This is a genomic window from Borrelia turicatae 91E135, from assembly GCF_000012085.2.
Taxonomy (GTDB): Bacteria; Spirochaetota; Spirochaetia; order Borreliales; family Borreliaceae; genus Borrelia; species Borrelia turicatae.
Genome location: NC_008710.1, coordinates 509486 through 535144 on the forward strand (window position 1 = coordinate 509486; position 25659 = coordinate 535144).

General features: G+C 30.3%; 20 protein-coding genes. 15 read left to right on the forward strand and 5 right to left on the reverse strand.

Annotation, left to right across the window (positions count from 1 at the left end):
- The first annotated feature begins 7 nt into the window (after positions 1–7).
- The 8 genes from rpmJ to BT0_RS02545 all read left to right on the forward strand — a co-directional run bounded on the left by rpmJ (position 8) and on the right by BT0_RS02545 (position 5534).
- Entirely contained in the window at positions 8–121 is a 114-nt protein-coding gene (rpmJ, locus tag BT0_RS02510; protein WP_002557090.1) for a 50S ribosomal protein L36, read from the forward strand.
- Positions 122–130: 9 nt separating this feature from the next.
- The gene (rpsM, locus tag BT0_RS02515; RefSeq protein WP_011772446.1) at positions 131–508 is read left to right on the forward strand and encodes a 30S ribosomal protein S13; all 378 of its coding nucleotides are present in this window, start codon (positions 131–133) and stop codon (positions 506–508) included.
- 30 nt (positions 509–538) lie between these two features.
- Positions 539–928 (forward strand): 30S ribosomal protein S11, encoded by a 390-nt coding sequence (gene rpsK / locus BT0_RS02520; RefSeq protein WP_011772447.1) that lies wholly within the window; start codon positions 539–541, stop codon positions 926–928.
- Between the two features lie 15 nt (positions 929–943).
- Positions 944–1975 (forward strand): DNA-directed RNA polymerase subunit alpha, encoded by a 1032-nt coding sequence (locus BT0_RS02525; RefSeq protein WP_041178486.1) that lies wholly within the window; start codon positions 944–946, stop codon positions 1973–1975.
- Positions 1976–1993: 18 nt separating this feature from the next.
- Positions 1994–2368, forward strand: coding sequence for a 50S ribosomal protein L17 (rplQ, locus tag BT0_RS02530; RefSeq protein ID WP_011772449.1), 375 nt, complete (start codon positions 1994–1996; stop codon positions 2366–2368).
- A gap of 71 nt (positions 2369–2439) precedes the next feature.
- Positions 2440–3981 carry a ribonuclease Y gene (rny, locus tag BT0_RS02535; RefSeq protein WP_011772450.1) on the forward strand — a complete coding sequence of 514 codons (1542 nt, stop codon included), beginning with the start codon at positions 2440–2442 and terminating at the stop codon, positions 3979–3981.
- Complete coding sequence (locus BT0_RS02540) at positions 3971–4762, forward strand: TIGR00282 family metallophosphoesterase (RefSeq protein WP_041178487.1); 792 nt, start codon at positions 3971–3973, stop codon at positions 4760–4762. Before rny ends, BT0_RS02540 begins: the two co-directional genes overlap by 11 nt.
- The gene (locus BT0_RS02545; RefSeq protein WP_011772452.1) at positions 4743–5534 is read left to right on the forward strand and encodes a TlyA family RNA methyltransferase; all 792 of its coding nucleotides are present in this window, start codon (positions 4743–4745) and stop codon (positions 5532–5534) included. The genes BT0_RS02540 and BT0_RS02545 overlap by 20 nt, the downstream gene beginning before the upstream one ends.
- Here the strand turns inward: BT0_RS02545 and BT0_RS02550 are convergent.
- Positions 5531–6289, reverse strand: coding sequence for a GerMN domain-containing protein (locus BT0_RS02550; protein ID WP_011772453.1), 759 nt, complete (start codon positions 6287–6289; stop codon positions 5531–5533). The genes BT0_RS02545 and BT0_RS02550 overlap by 4 nt on opposite strands.
- Positions 6290–6375: 86 nt before the next feature.
- Here BT0_RS02550 and der point away from each other — a divergent pair, with 86 nt between their 5' ends.
- The 7 genes from der to trxB all read left to right on the forward strand — a co-directional run bounded on the left by der (position 6376) and on the right by trxB (position 20874).
- Positions 6376–7692: a ribosome biogenesis GTPase Der gene (der, locus tag BT0_RS02555; protein WP_011772454.1), complete on the forward strand. Its 1317-nt coding sequence runs from the start codon at positions 6376–6378 to the stop codon at positions 7690–7692.
- Entirely contained in the window at positions 7689–8948 is a 1260-nt protein-coding gene (locus BT0_RS02560) for a hypothetical protein (protein WP_011772455.1), read from the forward strand. Before der ends, BT0_RS02560 begins: the two co-directional genes overlap by 4 nt.
- Positions 8949–8957: 9 nt before the next feature.
- The gene (locus BT0_RS02565) at positions 8958–9644 is read left to right on the forward strand and encodes an HAD family hydrolase (RefSeq protein ID WP_011772456.1); all 687 of its coding nucleotides are present in this window, start codon (positions 8958–8960) and stop codon (positions 9642–9644) included.
- A gap of 19 nt (positions 9645–9663) precedes the next feature.
- On the forward strand, positions 9664–16551 hold the full coding sequence (locus BT0_RS02570) for a SpiroCoCo family coiled-coil protein (RefSeq protein ID WP_041178488.1): 6888 nt from the start codon (positions 9664–9666) through the stop codon (positions 16549–16551).
- 12 nt (positions 16552–16563) lie between these two features.
- Positions 16564–18111 (forward strand): phenylalanine--tRNA ligase subunit alpha, encoded by a 1548-nt coding sequence (locus tag BT0_RS02575; RefSeq protein WP_011772458.1) that lies wholly within the window; start codon positions 16564–16566, stop codon positions 18109–18111.
- A complete protein-coding gene (pheT, locus tag BT0_RS02580) occupies positions 18104–19798 on the forward strand; it encodes a phenylalanine--tRNA ligase subunit beta (RefSeq protein WP_011772459.1) in 1695 nt (564 codons plus the stop codon). The genes BT0_RS02575 and pheT overlap by 8 nt, the downstream gene beginning before the upstream one ends.
- 98 nt (positions 19799–19896) lie before the next feature.
- Complete coding sequence (gene trxB / locus BT0_RS02585) at positions 19897–20874, forward strand: thioredoxin-disulfide reductase (protein ID WP_011772460.1); 978 nt, start codon at positions 19897–19899, stop codon at positions 20872–20874.
- A gap of 28 nt (positions 20875–20902) precedes the next feature.
- On the opposite strand, the gene rlmB is transcribed toward trxB, so the two are convergent.
- The 4 genes from rlmB to BT0_RS02605 are packed head-to-tail and all read right to left on the reverse strand — an operon-like array spanning position 20903 to position 25217.
- Entirely contained in the window at positions 20903–21637 is a 735-nt protein-coding gene (gene rlmB / locus BT0_RS02590) for a 23S rRNA (guanosine(2251)-2'-O)-methyltransferase RlmB (protein WP_011772461.1), read from the reverse strand.
- A 1-nt stretch (position 21638) separates the two neighbouring features.
- On the reverse strand, positions 21639–22736 hold the full coding sequence (gene dnaJ / locus BT0_RS02595) for a molecular chaperone DnaJ (RefSeq protein WP_011772462.1): 1098 nt from the start codon (positions 22734–22736) through the stop codon (positions 21639–21641).
- Positions 22736–24634, reverse strand: a complete 1899-nt coding sequence (dnaK, locus tag BT0_RS02600) for a molecular chaperone DnaK (RefSeq protein WP_041178489.1) — start codon at positions 24632–24634, stop codon at positions 22736–22738. The genes dnaJ and dnaK overlap by 1 nt, the downstream gene beginning before the upstream one ends.
- A 34-nt stretch (positions 24635–24668) precedes the next feature.
- Entirely contained in the window at positions 24669–25217 is a 549-nt protein-coding gene (locus BT0_RS02605) for a nucleotide exchange factor GrpE (protein WP_011772464.1), read from the reverse strand.
- Positions 25218–25659 lie beyond the last annotated feature (442 nt).

A 25659-nucleotide genomic window follows, 5' to 3' on the forward strand; every position in this document is an offset into this window, starting at 1 on the left:
GTAATTTATGAAAGTTAGGGTAAGTGTAAAGCCAATTTGTGAAAAATGTAAAGTGATAAAGAGAAAAGGTGTTTTAAGAATTATTTGTGATAATCTTAAACATAAACAAAGACAAAAATAAGGGGAAAAAATGGCTAGGATAGCAGGAATAGATTTGCCAAATAACAAACAACTTCAAATAGCTCTTACGTCTATTTATGGCATAGGAAGAGCTAGAGCTTTAGAAATTTGCAGAAAAACAGATATTTTACCAGAAAAAAGAGCTAAAGATTTGGATAATGATGAAGTTAATAAGCTTAGAAAAATAATTGAAAGTGATTATGTTGTTGAGGGAAAGCTTAGAAGTGAGTTAGCTATGTCTATTAAGAGGCTTATGGATATTGCATGTTATAGAGGCCTTAGACATAGAAAAGGTTTACCCTTAAGAGGTCAAAGAACTAAAACTAATGCAAGAACCAGGAAGGGAAAGAGAAAGACTGTGGCTAATAAGAAGATGGCTGCTAAATAAAGTTATTTTGCTTATGGAGGAGAGATAAGTTTGAGTGCAAAAGTATCAACTAATAAAAAAAAGGTAAAAAAAAATATTGGTGAAGGCAATGTTTATATACAGGCTACTTTTAATAATACCATCGTAACTGTATCAGACATAAGAGGAAATACTTTAGCTTGGGCAAGTGCAGGTGGAATGGGTTTTAAGGGTGCTAAAAAATCGACTCCTTATGCTGCTCAGATGACTGCAGAATCGGCTTTAGGTAAAGTTAAGGATTTTGGTATTAATTATGTTCATGTTTTTGTTAAAGGTCCGGGAATTGGTAGAGAGTCTGCCATACGAACTGTTGGATCAACAGGTATAATTGTTAAATCAATCTCAGATGTTACTCCAATACCGCATAATGGGTGTAGACCTAAGAAAACTAGACGAGTTTAGTTAGAGGAGCTATTGATGTCTTTAGGAAAGCTTTTGAAAGATTTTACTATACCTGATAGGATTGAGTTTGTAAGAGGAGAAGATGATAGTTCTTATGGAAAATTTATAATGTATCCTTTTGAGAAAGGTTTTGGTGTTACTATTGGGAACACTTTAAGGCGAGTTTTGCTATCTTCTATTGAAGGGTATGCTATTTCTGCTATGAGGATTCAGTCTAATCAAGGTGGGTCTTTAAAGATTGTTTCAAGTGAATTTGATTTAATACCAGGTGTTGTAGAGGATACTCTTGAAGTAATTGCTAATATTAAGAATATTCACTTAAAGTTAGATGAGGGAGTTAATAGTACTACAATAAGTCTTTCTGTTAATGGAAAAGATACTAATGTTTTAAAGGCAGTTCATCTTGAAAGAGAGGGTGTTGAAGTTTTTAATAAAGATTTAGTTATTGCTACGCTTTCAAGTGAGGCAAATTTGGATTTTGAATTTCAAATCAATTATGGGAGAGGTTATGTTTCTTCTGAACAGAATGCTAAATATTTAGAAGAAGTTAATACCATTGCACTTGATTCTATATTTTCTCCAATAGAAAAGGTTACATATTCTGTTGAAGATACTAGAGTTGGACAGAGGTCTGATTATGATAAACTTGTTATGGAAATTTGGACAACAGGTGTAATTAGTGCTAAAGACGCAATTAAAAAGGCGGCTTCTATAGTGAGGGACTTTTTGCTTCCATTGGTTAATTTTGAAGATAAGGTTGTACATTCTGTTGAGAATTCTGAACTTAGAGATTCCGATATACTTAGCATAAATATTGAGAAATTAAATTTATCTGTTAGATCTCTGAATTGTTTAACCAAGGAAAATGTTAAGACTTTAGGAGAACTTATTAGCAAAAGTGCAGAGGATCTTTCGAAGGCAAGGAACTTTGGGAAAAAAAGTTTGGAAGAAATAATTGAAAAGCTTAACACTTATGGATTATTTTTGGGAATGTCTAAGGCAGAAGCTCTAAAAATATTGAATAAAAACGATAAAATATCTCATTAGAAGGGAGATCATTGTTATATGAAGACTAAGGTAGGATTTAATAGGTTAGATAGAAAGTCAAGTCATAGAAAGGCGCTTTTAAGAAATATGGTAATTTCTCTTTTTAGGCATGAAAAAATAACTTCTACTAAAGCAAAATTGAGTGAAGTTAAGAGATTTGCTGAAAAATTAATTACTAGGGCTAAAGTTGATAGCGTGCATAATAGAAGAGAAGTATCAAAGTTTATACATGATAAATATATTCTGAATAAATTATTTACTAGAATTTCCCCTATCTTTAAAGAAAGAAAGGGTGGGTATACTAGGGTTATTAAGCTAGGACAAAGGTATGGGGATGCAGCTGAAATGGCAATTCTTGAACTAGTTGATAAAACCTTAGAAGAAAAGCAATAGTCTTACGTATTAAATATATCCTTCTAAAGGGTTTATATTTAATTGGTTTGGTAGAATAGGGGGTAAATTGTATGTCATATATTACTTTTTCTTCTATTCTTGCTGGTGTTTTAGGTATTGTATTAGGTTTTTTAATAAGAATTATTTTAGGTAGATTTTCTTTATTAAATTTAGATAAAAAGCTAAAGAAAGTACAAGAAGAGGCAATCGTAGAGATAGAAAATGAAAAAAAACGAGTTATTTCACATGCAAAAGCTCAAATGCTTAAAGAGAAGAACCAGCAGGATAGGGAAATAAGGGAGCGAAAAAATGAGGTTTTTAATTTAGAGAGAAGGTTATTACAAAGAGAAGAGACTTTAGATAAAAGAATATCAGCTCTTGATAAGCAGCAAAGTAGGATTGATTTTAAGCTTAAGGAATTTGAGCAAAAAGAAAAAATCATACGAGATAAGGAATTATCTCTTGTTAAAAAGTTAGAAAATATTGCTGGTCTTACAAAAGAAGAAGCAAAAAAGATTGTAATTGAAAAAGTTGAAAATGAATCCAAGAGAGATGCTCAAATAATTATTAATAAAAGTGAGCAAGAGGCTCAGCTTTTAGCAGATAAGGTAGCTAAAGATATATTAGTCTCTACTATGCAACGTATAGTAACAGAGGTCAGCTCTGAGTTTACAGTTACTTCTGTTGAGCTGCCTAATGATGAAATGAAAGGTAGAATTATTGGTAAAGAAGGACGTAATATCAGGGTTCTTGAAACATTAATAGGTGCAGATATTATTATTGATGATACTCCTGAGGCTGTTGTTATATCATGTTTTGATCCAGTAAGAAAGGAGATAGCAAAAAGGACCCTTGAAAGACTCGTTGCAGATGGGAGAATTCATCCTGCAAGAATTGAAGAAATTGTTTATAGTGTTACTAATGAGATCAATAATATTATTCTTGAGGAAGGCGAAAAGGCAGTATTTGATTTAAATATACATGGATTTGACAAAAGGCTTATTAGAGGTCTTGGAAGGCTTTACTTTAGAAGCAGTTATGGTCAAAACGTTCTAAGTCATTCAAAAGAAACAGCAATAATCGGAGAAATTTTAGCTAAAGAAATGAAATTAGATCCTATTGTTGTCAAGAGAGCATGTCTTTTGCATGATATTGGAAAGGGTATGGAAAGTATTTCTGAGAATAGTGAGGGGCATGCTATTACGGGTGCTGAGCTTGCTCAGAGTTGTGGAGAGAGCGATATTGTTGTTAATGCTATTGCTGCACATCATAATGAAATAAAGCCTGAAAGTTTTGAGGCTATCGTCGTTCAAATAGCTGATGCTATTTCTGCATCTCGTCCTGGTGCAAGACGTGAAAGTTTGAACAATTATATAAATAGACTTAAGAGACTTGAAGAGATTGCATATGGATTTGAGGGTGTTCAAAAGTGTTATGCAATTCAGGCAGGTCGTGAAGTTAGAATCATTGTTGACAATTTATTAATTAATGATGAAAAAGCTACTATGCTTGCAAGAGATATTGCAAAGAAAATAGAAGTTGAGATGAGATATCCTGGTAAAATAAAAGTTACTATTATTCGTGAAACTAGAGTTATTGAGTATGCAAGATAACGATGTGATTAGAGCGTTAATAATTGGAGATGTCATAGGTAATGGGGGTCTTAAAAAGGTTTTTTTTAATCTTAAAAATCTTAAAGAGAAATATAATATAGATTTGACAATTGTCAACGGGGAAAATTCCTCAGGTGGTTTTGGAATTACTCCAGAGATAGCAGAAAATCTTTTTAAGGCAGGTGTGAATGTTATTACTACAGGTAATCATGTTTATGCAGATCATAGTATAAGGGAATATTTGGATAAACAGGAGTATATTTTAAGACCAAATAATTTTTCAGATCTTCTTGAAGGACATGGGTATTGTATTTTAAATGTTAAAAATGAAAAAGTTGCTGTTATAAATATTCAGGGATTTGTAGGAATGACTTTCATTGTTAAAAATCCTTTTGAAAATATAAAAAAAGTTGTTAACATGATTAGAAATAAAGTTAAAACTATTTTTGTTGATTTTCATGCTGAGAGTAATTATGAGAAAGAGAGTTTTGGATATTTTTTGAACGGATTGGTAACTGGAGTTGTTGGTACGCATACACATATAATGACGCAAGATGAGAGAATTCTAGATAAGGGGACTGCTTATATTAGTGATCTTGGGATGACAGGTAGTTTGAATTCTGTAATAGGGTTTAATCCCGAGATTTCTCTTAAAGGATTACTTGAATATGTGGCTTTACGAACAGAAACTGTTGAAGAGAATGTGATTATACAGGGCGTTGTTATTACTTCTCATTTAAAAACAGGACGTGCTTTGAAAATTGAAAGAATACAGAAATAGTTTATTAAATGTGCTTTGCAAGAATTATCCAGGTTTAACAAGAGAAGAACTTAGAATTTTAATTTTGACCGGCAGGGTGTATGTCAATTCTCACAAAGAAAGAAATCCTAAGGTTTTGCTGTTAAGAAATAGTAAAATAAACTTAATAGAGAGTGAGTCTAGGCAATTTGTTTCAAGAGGAGGTCATAAACTTTTTGAATCTTTAGAAACATTTAAAATTACAGTTAAAGATAAAATCTGTATAGATGTTGGTGCTTCAACAGGTGGTTTTACAGATTGTCTTTTGCAAGAAGGTGCAAAGTTAGTCTATGCAGTTGATGTTGGATTTAATCAGCTATCTTATAAGTTAAGAGTTGACCCAAGGGTTAAAGTTTTTGAAAAGACTAATATTTTTGCTATTAAACAATTTGACATACAACCTAATTTAGCCGTTATTGATGTTTCTTTTAGATCTGTAATTAGTATATGTGCAAATTTAATTGATAAACTTTCTGATAAGCTTATCGTTGTTCTTGTTAAACCTCAATTTGAGCTTAAAGGATTAAATTTAGATATAAAAGATTTTAATGGTGTAGTTGGAAAGAGATATCTAAGTAAGATATTAAATAAGGTAATTAAAAAGTTTTATGATAATAATCTACAAATTAAAAATATATTAAAACTTGCAACCAAAGGACGGAAAGGAAATCAAGAATTTATGTTTTTGGTTGTTAAAGATAATTCAATGAATCTTATGCAATCTCTTGCCCTTCTTGATGATATTAATTTTTAATATTTTGCGAGTTTTTTGTTATCTAAGATTCCTGAAAAGTCTAAATTTAAATCTTCAAGTATTATTGGGTTGTTTTCAACTTTTAAAGTTATTCCGTTGATTCCTTGAATTTCAAGACATGTTAAAATAATTTGCTTGACCTGATTAATTGTTCCTTCTACTCCAAAACTATTTTCATAAAATTCTTTAGATAAATTTATGTGAGCAATTCCATCATTTATACTTAAGTTTAATACTTTGGTGTTGATAGGAATTAAACTTAAGAAATTATTTTTAAGTTCATATTCATTAGGACCGTTAATTAGTGCTTTTAATGTTTCTTTGAGAATGTTTTTATCATATTGAATGGTTCGCTTAATCCATTGTTTTAAAAAATGTCCCTCAGCGGTAACTTTTATAAAATATAGTTTAACTTCTTTTTTGTTTTTTAAGTATTTTTGTTCTTGATATTTAAATTCTTCTTCAATTTTTTGTATTTCAGGTGGCTTTATTAAAAATTTTTCATTGTTAAGTATTTTAATAGTTTCATTTTTTGTATTCTCTAGTTTTGCTTCTATCTTATTAGGTTTTGATTGGCTAAATTCAAAATTGTCATTATTGTTAATTTGTTCATTGAATATGTTTTTAATGAGTGAATTTTTAATTATTAGTAATAAGCAGAGTCCTGTTAGGAATATTGCAAATAATACTAAAAATATATCTATTTGATTAAAGCTACTTGTTTTTCGTTTACTATTTCTTTTTTTCCTTATCAATTGGACGTCCGTTTATAATTGGCATAAAGCTGTAATATCTGATATTATAATAGAAAAACCTACATAAGGAAAGAGGCAGTTTAGCTTTGATTGGTTCTAAAGTTCAAGATTATAAAAGTGTTCTTATTGTTGGAAGACCAAATGTTGGGAAGTCTACTTTATTTAATAAGCTTTTAAGCTCAAATAGAAGTATTACTGATGAAATTTATGGAGTTACTAGGGATTTGATAAAAGAGATTTGTACAGTAGATTCTTATAAATTTTATTTGATTGATGCTGGTGGATTTACCCTTTTAAGGGATGAACTTAGTAGAGTTGTGGTTAATAAAGTTATAAGCTTGCTTGATAGCATTGATTTGATCTTGTTTGTTTTAGATGTAAATGAAATTTTATCAGAAGATTATGAGCTTATTGAGAGGTTAAGAAAATATAGTGATAAGATAGTCTTGGTGTTAAATAAAATAGATAGTCATCATAAGCAAGCCTTAACTTATGAATTTCAAAATTTAGGTTTTCAAAAGAGCTTTTTAGTTAGTGCGACTCATGGAAAAGGAGTAAATAGCTTAAGAATTTTTTTGAAAAATTCAGTAGGCAAATTGGCAATTGATGATAATGTTGATGTTAAGATTGGCCTTATAGGGAAGCCAAATTCAGGCAAATCTACTCTTATTAATTTTTTAGCAGGACGTGAAGTTTCAATTGTGTCTCGGGTTGCTGGGACTACAAGGGATTTTGTTAAAGCAAGATTTCAAAGGAATGGTAAAACATTTGAGCTTATTGATACTGCTGGAATAAGGCGGCGAGCAAGGGTAAATGAACTTATTGAACATTATTCTGTAAGTAGAGCTTTAAGAGTAATTGATATGGTAGATATTGTCTTTTTATTAGTTGATGTTAAAGAAGACTTAACGGCGCAAGATAAGAAAATTGCTCATTATGCAACTAAACGGGGTAAAGGGATTATTATTGTGTTTACCAAGTGGGATCTTGTAAAATCAAAAAGCGGTTATTTTGAGGCTTTAAAAAATCGTGTTAAGTTTTTTTTCCCAATTTTAAATTTTTCTCCCATATTAAGAATATCTGCTCATAGAAGAGAGGGGGTAGATAATCTTTTTAAAGAAGCAATTAAATTAAAAAAACAACTTGAACTTAAAATAAGTACTGCTGATTTGAATAAGATGTTGAGTTTATGGATTAAGGATTATCATTTGAATGCTTCACATAAAGTGAAATATATAACTCAGATTAGTGTTAATCCTGTTAAGTTTATTTTATTTGCGAATAAAATAACTAATTTTCCAAATTCTTATTATAATTATTTAGTAAATAATATTCGTAAAATTGGTTATTATAATATTCCAATTTTAATAGAACTGAGAGAAAAAACAAGAGACTTAAAGTGAGATATATATTTTTATTTTTGATAGTTGCTAATCTGAATCCCTTTGCATTTGAGAATTTTTTTTATGATTTTAGTGTTAGAGCAAATTATGCAAAATATTTTAATTCGAGGAATACTGCTTTTAAGATAAAACCCCAAAAATATTATATTTCAGATGATTATTATGTTGAAGTATCAAATTCAATATTGGGAGATTATGCTTACTATTCTTTTTTTAATCGGAAAAATGGTGCGTCTTATATTTTTCCAGGCTCTTATGTAATTAAAGTTGGAAGATATGGTATTGAACAGATAAAGATATTTTTTCTAAATAGAGCAGATACTTTTATTAGAATAAAGGCAGGTGATGTTCATTCAAGTGCTGATTTTTATTTAATTAATACTTTCATTTATAAAGATATTAAATTGCCTTTTAAAATTAGTGATATTGCTACTGGTTCTTTTTTAGAAATAGTTAAATATATTAGTAATTTTATTGATTTTGAACTTTTTAGACCTAGATCCCTTGAAGCTTATGATAATATTTCTAATATTGTTGACAGCCTGAGAGCCTTTTTAAAGGTTTCTCCTTTAATATTTGAAGTACATGATGGGGCAATGAATGAACTAGGTGAAATGGTGTATATTAGAACGGGTGAACCTCAAAGAGAACCTATAGGATTTAATTGTTCTGGATTTGGTAAATGGGTAGCAGATTCAATTTATAAGGCAATGACAGGAAAGCTTTTAAAAATAAAGGATCTTAAAGTTAAGCATATTGGAATTAGAGGTAATAGTTTTACGAAGTATTATGAATTTAGTAGGGATCCATTTTTTGGACTTGATTGGACTCGTAATATTGCCTATAAACTTAAAAATGTTGATGCTGATCTAGACTTATCTAGGGTTAAGGAGTTAGATGTAAATAATATTGGTTTTCTTAAGTATATTGAAAACCGTGGATATGAGATTGATAATTTAGAGTTTATTTTGTATTATTTAGCTGTTAAGGAGCCTGGTCATATGTATTTTGGCTCTTTGAATACAACAATTAATGGATTTCCAGGAAAAGTTTTTCATAAACATGTTGTTGTGTTATTTCCATTTATTGATAGAGAATCTATTTTTAGAGTATCTTTAATGGAAATTAATGATGAAACTTCAATTAAATCACTTAGAGGTAGATATCCAAATTCATATATTCATTTAGTTAGGGCCAAAGTTCCAAAGAATATATCTATAGTGCCAATACCCAAAAGGATAAATAAGGATAAATAATTAGATATTATGATAAAAGCTGTAGTGTTTGATCTTGATGGAACTCTTTATCCTGAAATTAATATTAATTTGATAATGTTTCCTGAATTTTTAAAAAATATTAAATTTTTTTTAGCTTTTAAAAAGGTAAGAAAGGAAATCAGATGTTTACAAAAGGGAAGAAGTATTCCTTCTAGTAGAGATGAGTTGATGTCTATTCAGATTAAAATGCTTGCTAAGCATCTGGGTTTTGATGAGAATAGGTGTGAATTTTTATTAAATAAAATATATTATGGTAAATCTTTTAGGAATAAATTTAGAAATCTCAAACCGTATTTTGGTGTTCATGATTTGATTTATTCTCTTAAATCAAAAGGAATAAAATTAGGAGTGATGTCAGATTTTCCTATTGCAACTCGTGTGAGTAATTTGTTAGGCATTGAAGATAGTTTTTGGGATGTTCTTTATTCATCAGAAGAGACCGGTTACTTAAAGCCAAACAAAATAGCTTTTTTAAGGATTATGGATGAATTAGGTATAGATAGTAATCATATTTTATATGTTGGTAATTCTTATGAATATGATATTTTAGGTGCTAGTGGTGTGTGTATGAGAACGGCTTATCTTTCTAAAAAAAAGTTGCTTAAAGATATGAAATGTGATTTTATCTTTAGTAATTATAAAGACTTGCAAAGATATATACTTTTAAATATATAGAGTGTGGGTAAAATATTTTATGATAGATTTTGTAACCGTTTTGGTTAATCTTTTATTGGTTTTCGTGATTTTATTTATTTATAGGCAGTATGATAGACGTTCAAGGGCTTTAGATAAGATTAAAAAATTTATTGATATTGCTAAGGATAACCTTGAAGATTTTATTGATGAGAAGACAAAAGAAATCAATAATCTTGCTGTTGATATGGAAGCGTATCAACGTTCTAGTATAGAGATCATAAAAAAAATAGATGAAGTTCAGCGAAAGATTAAAGATAAAAGTAATGATTTTGCAGAAGTTGAAAAAAAGATTGCTTATCATGATTCTATGCTTAAAGAGCTAGATGACATGGCCCTTAAAGTGCAAGATAATATACAACGACTTCAAGTGGATGGAAAAATAGTAGATAAACTTTCAAAAACTTTAAAAAATTTTAATACTCAGATTGATTCTATCGATTCTAGGTTGAGTACAGTTTTTGAAAAATTCGATAAGACAAATAAGGAAAATCTTGAGACTATCAAGATTGAGAGTTGGGATAAGTTTGATAACACTATTAAAGATTTTAGTGTGAGAATGGATAATCTGGATAGAGAGCTTATATCTTATCAAGAATCATTGGTAATGATTGAAGAGAAAAAAAGAGAAATTTTAGATAAGGGTAATGAAAAGCTTGAGAATGAATTTAAGGAGTTTGTGTTTAAAATTGAATCTAGCATAGATAATTATAATAAATCAATGGAAGATTCTTTTGGTATATATGAAACTAAATATAAATCAATAGAAAATTCTCTTGATCTTATTGTAGAGCAAGCTAAGACTAAAATTAATGATAAGGAAGATTTTATTTTAACTAGACTGAATGAGGAGCTACAGATAAAATTTGATGAAGTTTTTATGTACGTCGATGAGCGTTCTCATCAGATGAGAGATAAACTCGAAGGCAAATTGGTATTAATAGACAATGAAATTTCTTCTCTGAGTTCTGTTTTTAAAGATAATACCTATTCTAGGCTGAATTCTCTTGAAGAGACTATAAGACAAGAGATGAGACAGTATGAAGAGCAATTAGCAGATATTTTGGAACAATTTAGGGTTCAAATTGAATCTAGTGTTGGTGATATTTATAAAGAATATGATAGTAAGATAAATCAATTTGATAAAGACATAAGAGATAGGATAGAGAGTAGTTTAAAGGATGCTAATTCTAGGATAGAGAGTGTCCAGGGTGGAGTTAGGACTTTGCTTGATGATCTTGAAAAGGATTCTAATAAGATATATGTTGAATTTAAGGACAAAGTTAAAGGGGATATTGATAGTTTTAGTGAAAATGTATTTTCAAGAATGAATGATGTTGGAAGTGAGTTGGAATTGAAACTTTCAAATATCAGTACAGATATTCAAGATAGAATTGCCAAGTTGGATAGTAGCTTATATTCAGAGCTTAAAGAAATGAATGAAAAATTTGTTAATGATTATTCGTGTTTAGATGGTAGCATTAACTTAAAGTATGAAACTCTCTTAGAAGCTCTGAATTTAAAAAGTGGTGAATTAGAAACCCAACTGAAGGACAAGTATAAAAATATTGCAGATAAATTTGAGCGTGACATTGATGATCTTACCATTAAATGTGATGAAAATTTTAGTAAAATTTCTGAAAAATCAGATTATGATTATCAAAATTTTGAGATTACTAGTACAAAGCTAAAAGAAAGTATAAGTTCTTTAAATGATTTGTTAGTACAAGACTTTGAGACTTTAAAAGGAGATTTTAAATCCAAGTTGAGTAAGATGAGTGTTGATATTAATGATGAAGTGTTTAATTTAAAAAGTCATTATGGAGAGGATATAAGTGAATTTATTAAGCAGATGGAAGCTGACAAATTGCAATATGAACATTGGCAAAGGGAAGTAGGTTTGAATTTAGAGGATATTAAGTCTCATTTAAATAAAACTAATGAAGAATTTTTAAATTTGATTGAAAACCAAAGGACTAAGGGAAAGGAACTTAGTGAAAATATTTTCAATGAACTTTCAGAACATATTCAAAAAAAAGCAATGGATATGCATACTAATTGGAAAGATGAGCTTATTATTTTAAATAAATCTTTACTTGATATTAAGATTTCAAGTGAAGAATTACTTTTATCAGCTTCTTCAAAGATCGATTCTTTTGAAAAAGATGTTAATGAGAGACTTGAATATGTTACATCAAAGACGGAGGACTTTGAAAGTTCAGTATTAGATAAGTATAAAGAATTAAGAGATATGTCATATAATAACAGTGAAGAGACTTTATCAGGGATTAAGGAATTTATTGATAATCAAGCCGAAATAATTCATGACAAAATTATTATGATGCTTAATGGACTTAATGAGGACTTTTCTAATAAAGAAGAGTTAATTAAAGGCAATATAGAAGAACTTGATTATAGACTTAAAGATTTCAAAGTTGGATGTGAAGATGTTTTAAATAATCTTAGATCGGAGCTTGATGGATTTATTGAATCTAGGATGCAAAAAGTTTCTGAAATTAAGATAGATAATCAGAAGCAGATAGATAATTTTTTAAATAGAATATCAGAAGACATCTTAAGTAAAAGAGATATGCTTAATAGTGAAATAGATAATAAACTTAATGATTGGCAAGGTAAGTTAAGTGAAATATCAGTGAATATTGAGAATGTGTTATCTTCAGGAAAGATTGATATAAACTCAATTGATTCTGAGATGACTTTAAAGATTAAGGATCTTAAGAGTACTTTTGAAGGGCTTGAGAGTTATTATCTTGAAAAAATAGATGAGTTTAGAAATCAAGGAAATGTATATGCAGATGAACTCCTGAAAAACATTATGAGTCATTTTGATACGGATACTAAGGACCTTGAGGAAAGTTTATCTAAGAAATTTGCTACAGTCTTAGAAAGGTCAGAAGAGTTTGTTAAGGAAGTTGATAGTTTGCTTAAGGATAAAAGGACAGATATTGCTTCATTTCAGGCAAGTATTGATATTACCATTGATTCTCTTAATTCACGATTTAATGATGTGAATAGAGAAATTAATGAAAAATATAGTAAGGTAATATCTGATTCTAGAGGATATTCAGAAACCCTTGCAAATAAATTAGAGAATGAGATAGGATATGAGATTGAAAATGTAAATAGAAGGTTAACAGACAAAATAGATATTCTTAGCAAGAATATGGATGAAAATTTAGAAAATTTTAAGTCATCTTTTGATGTATCAAAGTATCAGGTTGAAAATTTTGAAATTAAAATTAAGGATATAATAGAAAAAGAAGAGCTAAGACTTGGTGAATTACTCAGAGAAATTGAGCGACAGTATAGAGTTAGATGGGACGAGGCAATTGATTACAAGAAGGCCATAGATAGTGATATTCTTCAGTTAAGAGAACAGTTTATAGGAGTAATTAATGAACTTAAGAATAATATTGAGGATAAATCTGAGTTTTTAAATGATCTTTATAAAGAAAGATTCAAGATTATTGAAAATAATTTTGAAGAGAGATATTCAACATTTTTTATTGAGAGCGAAGGGGCTATTTCAAAGATTAGAGATGAAATATATAAGATACTTACAGATAATGATGAACATTTGAGAGCAAAAATTTCTGAGATGGATCTTAATTTTGAGATAATCGATGGAAGGTCAAAAGAAATTTTAGAGCTTGAAGAAGATTTAAGAAAGAGAATACAGGAAGATAGTAATAACATACATCATCAATTTGATGTCATTAAGTCTGGTCTTGAGAAGGAAATAAAAGATCACTTTGATATGTATATGATGAAAGCCACTGCTGCAATTGATGAAGAGATTGAAAAATATGAGCATGGGATTAATGAAAAGATATCTGCTCTTAAGTCAATTGAAAATAATTTTGAGATGATAGAGAAAAATTTAAAGGATAAAATTAGCGAATATCATAATAAATTAGACGAGACTCTTGATGTGAGATATGCTGAGCTTGAAGGTAAGTATGATGAGAAGCATTTGCTTGTAGAGAAGAAGATAAATGAAAAGACTAATTCAGTTGAAGAGCTGATTGCAAATAAATACGCTGAGCTTGAAGGTAAGTATGATGAGAAGCATTTGCTTGTAGAGAAGAAGATAAATGACAAGGTTAATTCAGTTGAAGAGCTGATTGCAAGTAAATATGCTGAGCTTGAAGGTAAATATGATGAGAAGCATTTGCTTGTAGAGAAGAAGATAAATGATAAGGCTAATTCAGTTGAAGAGCTGATTGCAAGTAAATATGCTGAGCTTGAAGGTAAATATGATGAGAAGCATTTGCTTGTAGAGAAGAAGATAAATGATAAGGCTAATTCAGTTGAAGAGCTGATTGCAAGTAAATATGCTGAGCTTGAAGGTAAGTATGATGAGAAGCATTTGCTTGTAGAGAAGAAGATAAATGAAAAGACTAATTCAGTTGAAGAGCTGATTGCAAATAAATATGCTGAGATTGATAGTAAATATTCTAATATGCACCTTGATATGGAAAGTAGATTCAATGCATGTATTTCTGATTTAGGTATAGAACTTGCTCGTTCAAGTGAAAAGATGGATAAAGAGATTGAAGAACAATTAAAAAATCTTGGTGAACTTAAGTTAAGTTTGAGTAATATTGAAGGGGATGTATTAAAACTTAAAGAGGATTCTTATCACAATGTGTCATCCCATCTCAAACTTCTTGAAGAGGATTTTTTTAAAGATTTGAAAGAAAGAAGTGATAATTTAAAAAATTCTTTAGAAAATTTTGTGGCATCCTCAGATCAAAGAATTGAAAATTTAGAGAGACATATAATTAAGAACTTGGAAGATAAAGAAATCCTTATGAAGAATTTTAGAGTTGAGATTGAACAGGAACTTATGCTTAATAAAGAAAGTTTTTACTCAGAATTTAATAAAGAGTTTGATGTTAGAAAAAGAGATACAGAGAGTAAAATAGTTGTAATGGAAACTAATGTTACTAATCGAATAGATGAGTTTATTAAACTTGTAGATAATCGTCAAAATAATGTTGATTCTTGGTTTTTAAAAGTTAAAGATGATATGATAAATTGGCAAGAAAATGCTTACAAAGAGCTTGAAGAAAGAGCGGGCATTACAAAAAGGAATTTAGATGAAATTAAAAGTGATGTTTCTGCTATTGAGAGTGGCTTGGAAGTTGTTAAAGATGGTGTTAATCAGAGAGCAAAAGAAATTTTTGATCGTTTGCAATCAGATATTAAGGACTTTGAAAATAGATCTTATCTTAACTTGAAGAATATTTCAGATGAGGTTCAGAGTAAAGTTTTAAATATTGAAGATTTCATGGATTTTAAGATTAAATCTATAAATGATAAGATAGACTCACATATTGAAGAGCTTGCAACACAAGTGGAAATTAAATTTTTAAGTCAGCAAAAAGATATTGAAGATAAAATTATTGAAGCTAATGACAAGTTAGAATATGAATTCAATTCAATGGCTTCTAGGCTTGATGAGGAAAAACAAAACATTGTAAGTAAATTTTTAAATGATACAGGCGGTTTTGAATCTCAAGTTCAATTGATGCAAGATGATGTTTTAAAGCTTACTGAGAAAGTGAATGCATATAGAATTGATATTGAAAAAACAATTAGAGAAAATTATGATTCTTTTTCCAGTTCTATAAGAGAGGAATATACTGTGTTTGAGAATGAAGTTAAGAATAGTTTGAATTATTCAGAAGAAGAGATACAGGCTTTAAGGGATAGCTTGAAGGTTCAAGTTAATAGCATAGAATCTGAATTTAAGGATAAATATGATCTAATGATTAAAGGTATTGATGATCATGTGTCCCAACTTAAGTTGAAAGTATTAAACTATGATGGTGAGCTTAATCATTTTATAGATGAGGTTAAGGATAATTTAATTGTATACAAGGCTGATTTGAGAGAAGAACTTGATAGTCGTTATGCTGTCATGAGTGCTAAGCTTGAAAATTTTAAGAGACTTGAAGTTGAGTTAGAGAGAAATAATGAACTGATGAAAGAAGTTTATTATTTCAAGAATAACTTAGAAGAGTTACGGGAAACTTTAGCAAGTGAAATAAATCTTATTCAAGGATATAAAGGTGATTTTGAAGGTATTACTAGAGAAATTGGAGACATTAAATCTAAATCATCAGATATTATTGAGGTATTTAATGATTTAAAGGTCCATCAAATGGATATTGAGGGAATTAAAAAAGATCTTACTCAATTCCTTGAATTTTATACTTCTTTTAAGGAGAGGTATAAGAAATTTACAGAATCTTATGATGAAATGCAGATCTACAAAACTAAACTTAAGGAGATAAAAGAAGCACAAAGTAATATTCTTGATAATTATGATAGGATTAGTAATAAAGATAGCATATTAAAGTCTACATTAGAATCTGTTGATAAAAATTTTGATTTGATAAATGAAATAGAGAGTAAGATGCATGTATTATTTAAAGAGAGTTCTGGGTTTCAGCAGAGTCTTGGTGAGTTGAAAGGAATTATGTCAGAATTATTGGTAAATAAAGATTTATCACAGGAAGTGCTAAATAATGTTCAAACGCTCAAAGAAATGCTAGGTGAGATTGAGAGCAAGTTGGAACATACTAGAAATATAAGAGAAAAGGTTGCAAAATCTGAGACTCGGTTAGAGAATTTAAATATTGCTGCGGAAGAGAGAATCAAAACTCTTGGGATTCTTGTAAAAACAGAATCTAAGTATAAAGATAATGTTGGTCTTAATAACGAAACAGTTAGAGATTCTGTCATTAAACTTATGAGACAAGGTTGGAGTGCCTTGGAAATTTCTAGGGCTACTAAATTATCTATTGGAGAGGTTGAGCTTATCTTAGAACTTGGAATTATTAGTAAAAGTGATGATTAAAGGGATAATTTTGTGAAAAATAGATTTGAGGTGGTAAGGACATTACATCCTCTTGAGATAAAAGTGATTTTAAATTATAAAGAGGGAGATGAAATTTTTGCCTTAAGGCTTGTTGCGGATTTACTTTATAATGAAGGACAATCAAATAAAACAATTGAATGGCTTGTTTCTAAAGGTATTCTTAGAGAAACTTTTAGAAAACTTAATGTGTTTTATCGCCTAACTGAAAGAGGTGTTGATGCTTTAGCTAATGGTTTAGTTGAGGAGAGAATAATCAATCTTGTATCTAGAAAAACAGTTCTAGTTGCCAATTTGCCATCAGAGTTAGAAATTGATGCCAGAGATGCTGGTAAGGCATTTGGTAATTTATCTAAAGAGGGAGTTCTATCTTTGGGATTAGGTAAAGAAATCCTTGTTAAAGATTTAAATCGTTCTAGTTACAATATAGTTAAAGAATTACTTTCCAAAGCTCAAAACAGCGATCTTTTAGAAGATGATTTATCTCAGGATGAATTATTAGTCATTTCTAATTATTCTAAGAAAAAAGGCGCTGGTGATGTGTTATTTAAGGTGATAGAGAGCTTGGACCTAAAATTTGAATTTTCCAAATTTGGGTTAGAAGTAAAATCTGAACTTGGAAGAAGCAATCTAACAGGTGATGAGATTGTAAAGTTGACCCCTGAAATGTTAAAAAATAAAACTTATGAAAATAAAAATTTTAGGGCTTATAATATTCATGTTTCATCTAATAAAACCTTTATTGGGCGTGCAAATCCTTATTCAGAGTATATTGCTAAAGTTAAGGATAAGCTTGTAAGTCTTGGGTTTGAAGAATTTGATGGTCCTTTAGTCGAGAGTGAATTTTTTAATAATGATGCTCTTTTTATGCCTCAGTTTCATCCTGCACGTGATATAAGGGATGTTTATTATATCAAGGAACCAAGTTCACTTAAATCTTTGCCCGAGCCTTATTTTTCTAATGTTAAAGCTGTTCATGAGGATGGTTACACTACAGGTTCAAGAGGTTGGAGATATGATTTTAGCGAGAGTATTTCAAAAAGATTAGTGCTTAGAAGTCAAGGTACAGTGCTTTCAGCAAAGCAATTAATTGATGCAAAAAATCCTGGTAAATATTTTGGCATTGTTAGGTGTTTTAGATATGATCAAGTTGATGCTACTCATGGAGCCGATTTTTATCAAACAGAAGGGATTGTTATTGGAGATGTTAATATTAAAACCTTATTAGGTCTTCTTGAAATTTTTGCTAAAGAATTGGCCGGTGCTACTGAGGTTAAATATGTTCCTGCTTATTTTCCATTTACAGAGCCGTCAATTGAAGTGCATGTGAAACATCCTGTGCTTGGTTGGTTTGAGTTAGGCGGGAGCGGTATTTTTAGACCAGAGGTTACAAAACCTTTTGGAATTGATGTTCCTGTTATTGCTTGGGGTATTGGCATTGATAGAATGGCTTTAATGCATTTAGGTTTAAGTGATTTAAGGGAGCTTTTTACCCATAATATTGGTGATGTTGTATTGAGGCGAGGAAAAGTCAATGCCTAAGGTTGAAATTTATAAGAGTATTTTATTAGAAAAGATAGGAAAAATTTTAACGAAATCTGAACTTGTATCTGTTCTTGAAATGGCTAAGGCTGAAATTTGTGAATTTGATACGGTTAATGATAAGATCAAAATTGAATTTAATGATACAAATAGACCTGATTTGTGGTCTTGTGCGGGGCTTGCGCGTCAAATTAAGACATATCTTTTTGGTCATTTACCTTTGTTTAAGTTTTTTTCAATGGCAGATAATTTGCAAGAATTTTATGGTGAAATTTTGGTCAGTCCTGAAGTATTTAGTATTAGGCCTTTTATTTTTGGATTTTTGGCCAAAGGTGTGATTTGCAATGAACGAATGCTTGAAACTTTAATTCAGTTGCAGGAAAAGCTTTGTCATAATTATGGACAAAAGCGTAAAAGGGTTGCGATGGGGATGTACTCATCAGATTTAATTGAGTTTCCATTAAGTTATACTGCATGTAATTCTGATTATAGATTTATTCCTCTAGGTATGGATAGAGAAATGTCTATTGAGGAAATCAATAGGGTACATTCTAAAGGAATAGAATATTCAACTATTCTTGCAAGTTTTAATAAATATCCTTTATTGTTAGATGATAAGGATAAGGTTCTCTCTTATCCTCCGGTAATCAATTCTCATGATATTGGAGCTTTAAAGGTAGGTGATACCGATTTGTTTATTGAAGTTACGGGAACTAATCTTGAGGCTACTTTGTTATCTTTGTCAGTGACTGCTTGTGATTTACATGATATGGGTTTTGAAATTTTACCAGTAAAGACCATCTTTCCTAATGAAACTTTATTTGGGAAGGAGATAATTTGTCCTTATTATTTTCAAAATATGCTAGAGGTTAATGTTGATAATGTTAATAAAATGCTTGGTAGTAATTTTACGGCAAATAATATGTGTCTTGACTTAAAAAAATTAGGGATATCAGCTTACTTTAAAGAATTAGATAAATTTTATGTTATTCCTCCTGTTTATAGAAATGATTTTCTTCATGAAGTAGATGTTATTGAAGAAATAATGATAGGTATGGGACTGGATAGTTTTAAGCCAGAGCTTCCCAAAGATTTTACTCTAGGAAGACTGAGTCAGATAGAAGAGTTTTCAAGAAAAATTAAAAATTTAATGATTGGAATGGGATTTCAGGAAATGATTTATAATTATCTGGGATCTAGGACAGATTTTATTGAAAAGATGAATATTGAAGGTGATGACTTTTTAAGTGTTGCTAATCCAATGACAGAGGGGTATGAGTATATTAGGGGCTCAATAGTGTCTGATTTGCTTAAATCTGAGAGTATTAGTTCCAATTTTCCTTATCCACATAAGATTTTTGAGATTGGGAAGGTAGCTTTAAAAGATTTAAATAGTGTTGATGGTACTATTACTTATGATAATTTGGCTTTTCTGATGGCTGATAAGGAGTTTTCATTTAATGAGATTAATTCTTTAGTTTCATCTCTTTTTTATTATTTAAATATTGAATTTAAGTTAAGAGAATCAAGTAAATCTCTTTATATAGATGGCAGAGGAGTTGACATTTTAATCAATGACACCGTTTTAGGTGGCTTTGGTGAAGTATCGCCTTACATATTGAGAAATTTTGGAATTATGGTTCCATGTTGCGTCCTAGAGATTAACCTTAATAAACTTTTAAATTAATACAAATATTTTTTATTGATGTAACATTTGGATGAAGTTATATTTAAACATTTTATGTAGTGTATTTTAATGAGTGAAATAGGAGTTGAGGGATATTTATGTTAAAGTTTGAAGTACTGGATATAAAAAAGAGTAATAAAAAGGTTTTAAGAACAGAGATGAATTCCATTGAGGATGTAATCATTGTTGGTTCAGGACCTGCGGGGCTTACGGCTGGAATCTATACTGTTATGAGTGGATATAAGACAGTTATTTTAGAAGGACCTGAGCCTGGAGGGCAGCTTACAACGACTACGGAAGTATATAATTATCCAGGTTTTAAAAACGGTGTAAATGGAAGAGAATTGATGTTAAATATGAAAGATCAGGTGATCAATCTGGGTGCTATCACTTATCTTGAGACTGTAACATCTATAGAAAAAAGAGATAATATTTTTTATCTCTTTACTGATAATTATATTTATAAAAGCAAAGCTGTTATTATTGCAGCGGGATCGGTACCTAAAAAACTTAATACTCTTAAGAATTCAGATTTGTTTTGGAATAGAGGTATTTCTGTGTGTGCAATTTGTGATGGGCATCTTTTTAAGGGAAAAACAGTTGCAGTAATTGGTGGGGGTAATACAGCAATCTCGGAAGCTATTTATTTAAGCAAATTATCAGAAAAGGTATATGTTATTGTGAGAAAGGATTATTTGAAAGCTATTGCTATGTTAAGACAGAATGTTGAAAAATTACCTAATGTTGAGATTTTATATAACTGTGAGGCTATAGAAGTTAATGGAGATAATATTGTATCTATGGTGCAAATTATTGATAATAAGAATAATTCTACTTTTGAGTTGAGTGTAAATGGGATATTTGTGGCTATTGGTTATAAGCCAAATACGGAGTTTGTAAAAGGATTTTTGGAATTGGATGAGGATGGATATATCTCTACTCAAGATCTCGTTAAGACTAGTGTTGAGGGAGTGTTTTCGTGTGGTGATGTTAGTAACAAGCTTTATGCACAGGCTATTACAGCTGCTGCTGAAGGGTTCCTAGCTTCTGTTGAGCTGAGAAATTTTTTGGGATAATTAGATTACATTGATTCTAAAAAATATGTTAAAGTAAGTTAAGTTGTCTTTTTATTTCAAATATTAAAATTCCTGTTGAAACCGATACATTCAATGAATCTATTTTGCCTGTAGTTGGGATTTTTACTAAAAAATCTGAATTTTCTTTTATTAATTTGTGTATTCCTTTGCCCTCATTTCCCATAATAAGTGCAATTTTGGTATCATTTATTTTTATGGTGTTTATTGCCTTACCTTTGATATCGCTGGCATATATCCAAAATCCATTTTTTTTTAAATCTTTTATTACATTATTTATATTTGGGACTATCAATTTATTAACATATTGACTTGCGCCAGAGCTAGTGCGTAAGGTGGTTGCGTTGTCTTTTGCACTGCGTCTCTGGCTAGTAATTACAAGATCAATGTTAAATTGTTCTGATGTTCTAAGAATTGCTCCAAAATTTTGAGGATCTTCTATTCCATCAAGTATTAAGATAAATACATTATTTTTATATTGAAATTTTTCTAAGAATTCTTCTAAATTTTTATCTTGTTTGTTTGTATTGTTAGATTTAGAAATTTTTAATTTTAATGCAAAACCCCTATGATTGTTGTTGCCAATTATCTTAGCAAGATCATTCACTTTTATTATTTGAGTATTATATTCTCTGGCTATTTTTTCAATATTTATGCTTTTTGGACTTATTTTTGAAATGTATAATTCAAGTCCTTTGTTATTTTTTATGCTTTCAATTATTGAATTGGCGTGTGTAATATACATACTAAATTTTATTTAAAGTAACTTTATCAATATCATTAATTTCCTTGCTTAAATCTTCCAGTAGACGAATGGCATTATAACTTAGATTTTTAGGAGTTTTGATCTTAATAATCAAAATGAGATTTCCAAATTTTTCTGTATGTAGTATTGGCATGCCCTCATTCTTAATGATGATTTGTTCGTCATTTTCTGTTCCCTTTGGAATCTTTATTTCAATCTTTTTTTCTGCTATTGTTTGTATTTTTATCTCTTTTCCAAGTGCTGCTTGAGTAAAACTTATTGGAAGAGTTGCGTATAGATCTTTTCCATTTCTTTTGAAAATTCTATGGGGTTTGATTGATACTCTTATGTAGAGATCCCCGTATTGTTGATTATCGGGATTTACGCTGCCTTTTCCTCTCATTTTTATTTGTTGAGAATCATCAATTCCTGCTGGAATCTTAAGTTCTATTGTTTCTTTATATTTAAGGCTACCAGCTCCTTTGCATGATTTGCAAGGATTTGATATTATTTTTCCATTTCCATGGCATTTGGGGCATGTAGTTGTTACTCTAAAAAAGCCCCCTCCTTGCATTACTCGGCCACTACCATTACACATGTTGCATATTGAAGGACTGGTTCCTTTTTCAGATTTTTTCCCTAAGCAAGATTCACATAACATATTTCTTGCGATATTAATGTTATTTTTATAACCTAAATAAGCATCCTCAAGTGATATTTCTATTTGATATGTTATATCTTGACCCTTTTCATTTTGTCTATTTTTATCTTGTCCTCGTCTTCCAGTAAAGAATGAATCAAAGATATCTCCAAAATCTTCAAAAATGTCTGAGAATCCACTAAAGCCATTAGAAAACCCACTAAATCCCCCTCCACCTTCAAAAGCTGTGTGTCCAAATCGATCGTATTGAGCACGCTTATTGTCATCGCCCAAGACCTCATAAGCCTCTGTTGCTTCTTTAAAAATAGATTCAGCTTCTTTGTTATCTTTATTTTTGTCAGGATGATATTTGATTGCTATTTTTCTATATGCTTTTTTGATTTCATCTTTTGAGGCTCCTTTTGAGAGCCCCAAAATTTCATAATAATCTCTTTTCACTATTTTTTATCCTCATCAACAACTTCGTAATCAGCTTCTTTGCTTTCACTACTTGCATTGTTTTGAGCATTGTCTTGATTTGATGAACTGGATTGAGCATCTTTGTACATCATTTCAGCTATTTTATAAGAAGCTTGTTGAAGTTCTTCTGTTTTTGATTTAATTAAGGCTATATCTGAGCCTTCTAGTGCATCTTTAAGTTCCTTTATTTTATTTTCAATAGCTTCCTTGTCTTCACTTGTTATTTTTTCTCCGTATTCTTTTAGAGATTTTTCTGTTTGGTAAATTAAGGAATTAGCTATGTTTTTTGCTTCTATGCTCTCTTTCAGTTTTTTATCTTCCTCAGCATGAGCCTCAGCATCTTTAACCATTCTCTCAATTTCGTCTTCGGATAGTCCTGATGATGATTCAATTCGAATTTTTTGTTCTTTTCCAGTTCCCATATCTTTAGCAGAAACATGAACTATTCCATTAGCATCAATGTCAAAGCTAACTTCTATTTGTGGAACTCCTCTTGGTGCTGCTGGTATTCCGTCAAGAATAAAATTGCCCAGTACTCTGTTTTGTGATGCCATCTCACGTTCACCTTGCAAGACTTTAATGTCTACAGAAGTTTGATTATCTGCTGCTGTTGAGAATACCTGACTCTTTTTGGTAGGAATTGTAGTGTTTCTTTCAATTAGCTTTGTCATAACTCCACCAAGGGTTTCAATACCTAAGGAGAGAGGTGTAACATCAAGGAGCACCATATCTTTAGTTTCTCCTGTCAATATTCCACCTTGAATTGCAGCTCCTATTGCAACAGCTTCATCAGGGTTTACACCTTTATTTGGTTCTTGACCGAATATTTCTTTTACTATTTTTTGAATGGCTGGTATTCTTGTGGAGCCTCCAACAAGTATTACTTCGTTGATGTCAGAAGCCTTAAGCCCAGCGTCTTTAATAGCCTTAAGGCATGGTTCTTTTGTTTTTTGAACCAAATGATCTACCATTTGTTCGAATTTTGCTCTTGTGAGAGTGTATTGTAGGTGTTTAGGTCCATTTGCATCGGCTGTGATGAATGGAAGGTTTATTGATGCTTCTTGAGCACCTGAGAGTTCTATTTTTGCCTTCTCGGCTGCTTCTTTGAGCCTTTGAAGTGCCATCTTGTCGTTTGATAGGTCAATCGCACTGTCTTTTTTGAATTCGGTAATTAAATGTTTGATGATTTCATCATCGAAGTTATCTCCCCCAAGATGGGTATCTCCATTTGTTGATTTAACTTCAAAAACACCATCCCCAAGTTCAAGTATTGAGATATCGAACGTTCCACCACCAAGATCATAAACAGCAACTATTTCTTCATTTTTTTTCTCAATTCCATAAGCAAGAGCAGCAGCTGTTGGTTCATTAACGATTCTTTTAACATCAAGTCCTGCAATCTTTCCGGCATCTTTTGTTGCTTGTCTTTGAGCGTCATTAAAATATGCTGGAACCGTGATTACAGCTTCAGTAACCGTTTCTCCTAAATAGGCCTCAGCTGTTTCTTTCATTTTGGTAAGAGTTGCGGCTGATATTTCTGGTGGTGACATTTGTTTTTTTATATTGGAAATGTTTACACGAGCATCTCCATTTTGTCCCTTTTCTACTTTATAAGGAACCATTTTGATTTCACTTGCAACTTCTTCAAATCTTCTTCCCATAAATCTTTTTATTGAGTATATGGTGTTTTCAGGATTTGTAACCATTTGGTTTTTTGCTACTTGTCCTACAAGTCGTTCACCTTTGTTTGTGTAAGCTACAATTGATGGAGTAGTTCTTCCTCCTTCTGAATTTTGTATTACAACAGGTTTTCCGTGTTCCATTATGGCCACACATGAATTTGTTGTTCCAAGGTCAATTCCTATTATCTTTCCCATATAAAACCTCCTTTTGTATTTTTGATTTCTAATATTAATTTTTGCTTTGTGCAACTTTAACTTTTGCAGTTCTTAATACTCGATTATTGTAGCAGTATCCTTTTTGGTATACTTCTACGATTTCAGGGATTTTAACCCCTTCTTTTTCTTCTATGCTTATTGCTTCATGTTGACTTGGATCAAAGGTTTCTCCCGGTTTGCCAAACTTTTTTAGATTATATTTTTTGTCAAAGCTTGAGAGCACTTCACTTTCAATCATACTAATTCCTGATAATAGAGTATCAAAATCCCTTGATTGTTTTGATGAGTCTATTGCTCTTTCTAAATTATCAAGAAAATTAATTATATCTTTCATTATGTTTTCGTTTGCGAATTTAATAAAATTTTCTTTATCTTTTTCAAGTCTTTTTCTAAAGTTTTCAAATTCTGCTTGTTTCCTTAAATACAAATCTTTTAGATTTGAAATTTCATTTTCTAATTCAGTAACTTTGCTTTCCATGTTAGGACTGTCTTCATTTGGTAGTATGTCATTTTTTTGTTCTTTGATTTTTTCGGGTTCTTCACATTGTTCCTTTTCTTTCACTTTAGCCTCCTTTTATAAAGCATTTTATCTTTAAAGAAAATATTTTACAAATTTTTTCTTTAAAGAATTTTTTCTGAATTTGGTTCGTTTTAATTATCTTTAAAAGAGTCAATTTTGACTATTAAGCCATAATAGTATAATATTGATACATATTTCGAGTTTAGTAAATTCTTATGTGTACTTTTTTGTCAAAATAAAAAAAATATATTGGTTATTTTTTTGTTTAAAGTTGTGTCTAAAGATTTGTTTTGAATATGTTTGAGGGGTTTTTATGATTTTGTGTGGTTTTGGAGTAAAGCTTTCATCAGGTTTTTAAATTTCTCTCTCAGATTACATTCTTAAGATATTACTTATAGTTAATGTAGCAAGTTACTGTGCTTATAATAGAGCAATATCAGGATTTGGAAGTGCTTTACAGTATATATAAGCGGGGGTTTTTTAA

Coding starts and splice junctions, on each gene's coding strand:
- BT0_RS02540 (WP_041178487.1), top strand. CDS start 3,971: ATGCAAGATAACGATGTGATTAGAGCGTTAATAATTGGAGATGTCATA.
- rpsM (WP_011772446.1), top strand. CDS start 131: ATGGCTAGGATAGCAGGAATAGATTTGCCAAATAACAAACAACTTCAA.
- BT0_RS02570 (WP_041178488.1), top strand. CDS start 9,664: ATGATAGATTTTGTAACCGTTTTGGTTAATCTTTTATTGGTTTTCGTG.
- BT0_RS02565 (WP_011772456.1), top strand. CDS start 8,958: ATGATAAAAGCTGTAGTGTTTGATCTTGATGGAACTCTTTATCCTGAA.
- rplQ (WP_011772449.1), top strand. CDS start 1,994: ATGAAGACTAAGGTAGGATTTAATAGGTTAGATAGAAAGTCAAGTCAT.
- dnaK (WP_041178489.1), bottom strand. CDS start 24,634: ATGGGAAAGATAATAGGAATTGACCTTGGAACAACAAATTCATGTGTG.
- rny (WP_011772450.1), top strand. CDS start 2,440: ATGTCATATATTACTTTTTCTTCTATTCTTGCTGGTGTTTTAGGTATT.
- trxB (WP_011772460.1), top strand. CDS start 19,897: ATGTTAAAGTTTGAAGTACTGGATATAAAAAAGAGTAATAAAAAGGTT.
- rlmB (WP_011772461.1), bottom strand. CDS start 21,637: ATGTATATTACACACGCCAATTCAATAATTGAAAGCATAAAAAATAAC.
- BT0_RS02525 (WP_041178486.1), top strand. CDS start 944: ATGTCTTTAGGAAAGCTTTTGAAAGATTTTACTATACCTGATAGGATT.
- rpmJ (WP_002557090.1), top strand. CDS start 8: ATGAAAGTTAGGGTAAGTGTAAAGCCAATTTGTGAAAAATGTAAAGTG.
- pheT (WP_011772459.1), top strand. CDS start 18,104: ATGCCTAAGGTTGAAATTTATAAGAGTATTTTATTAGAAAAGATAGGA.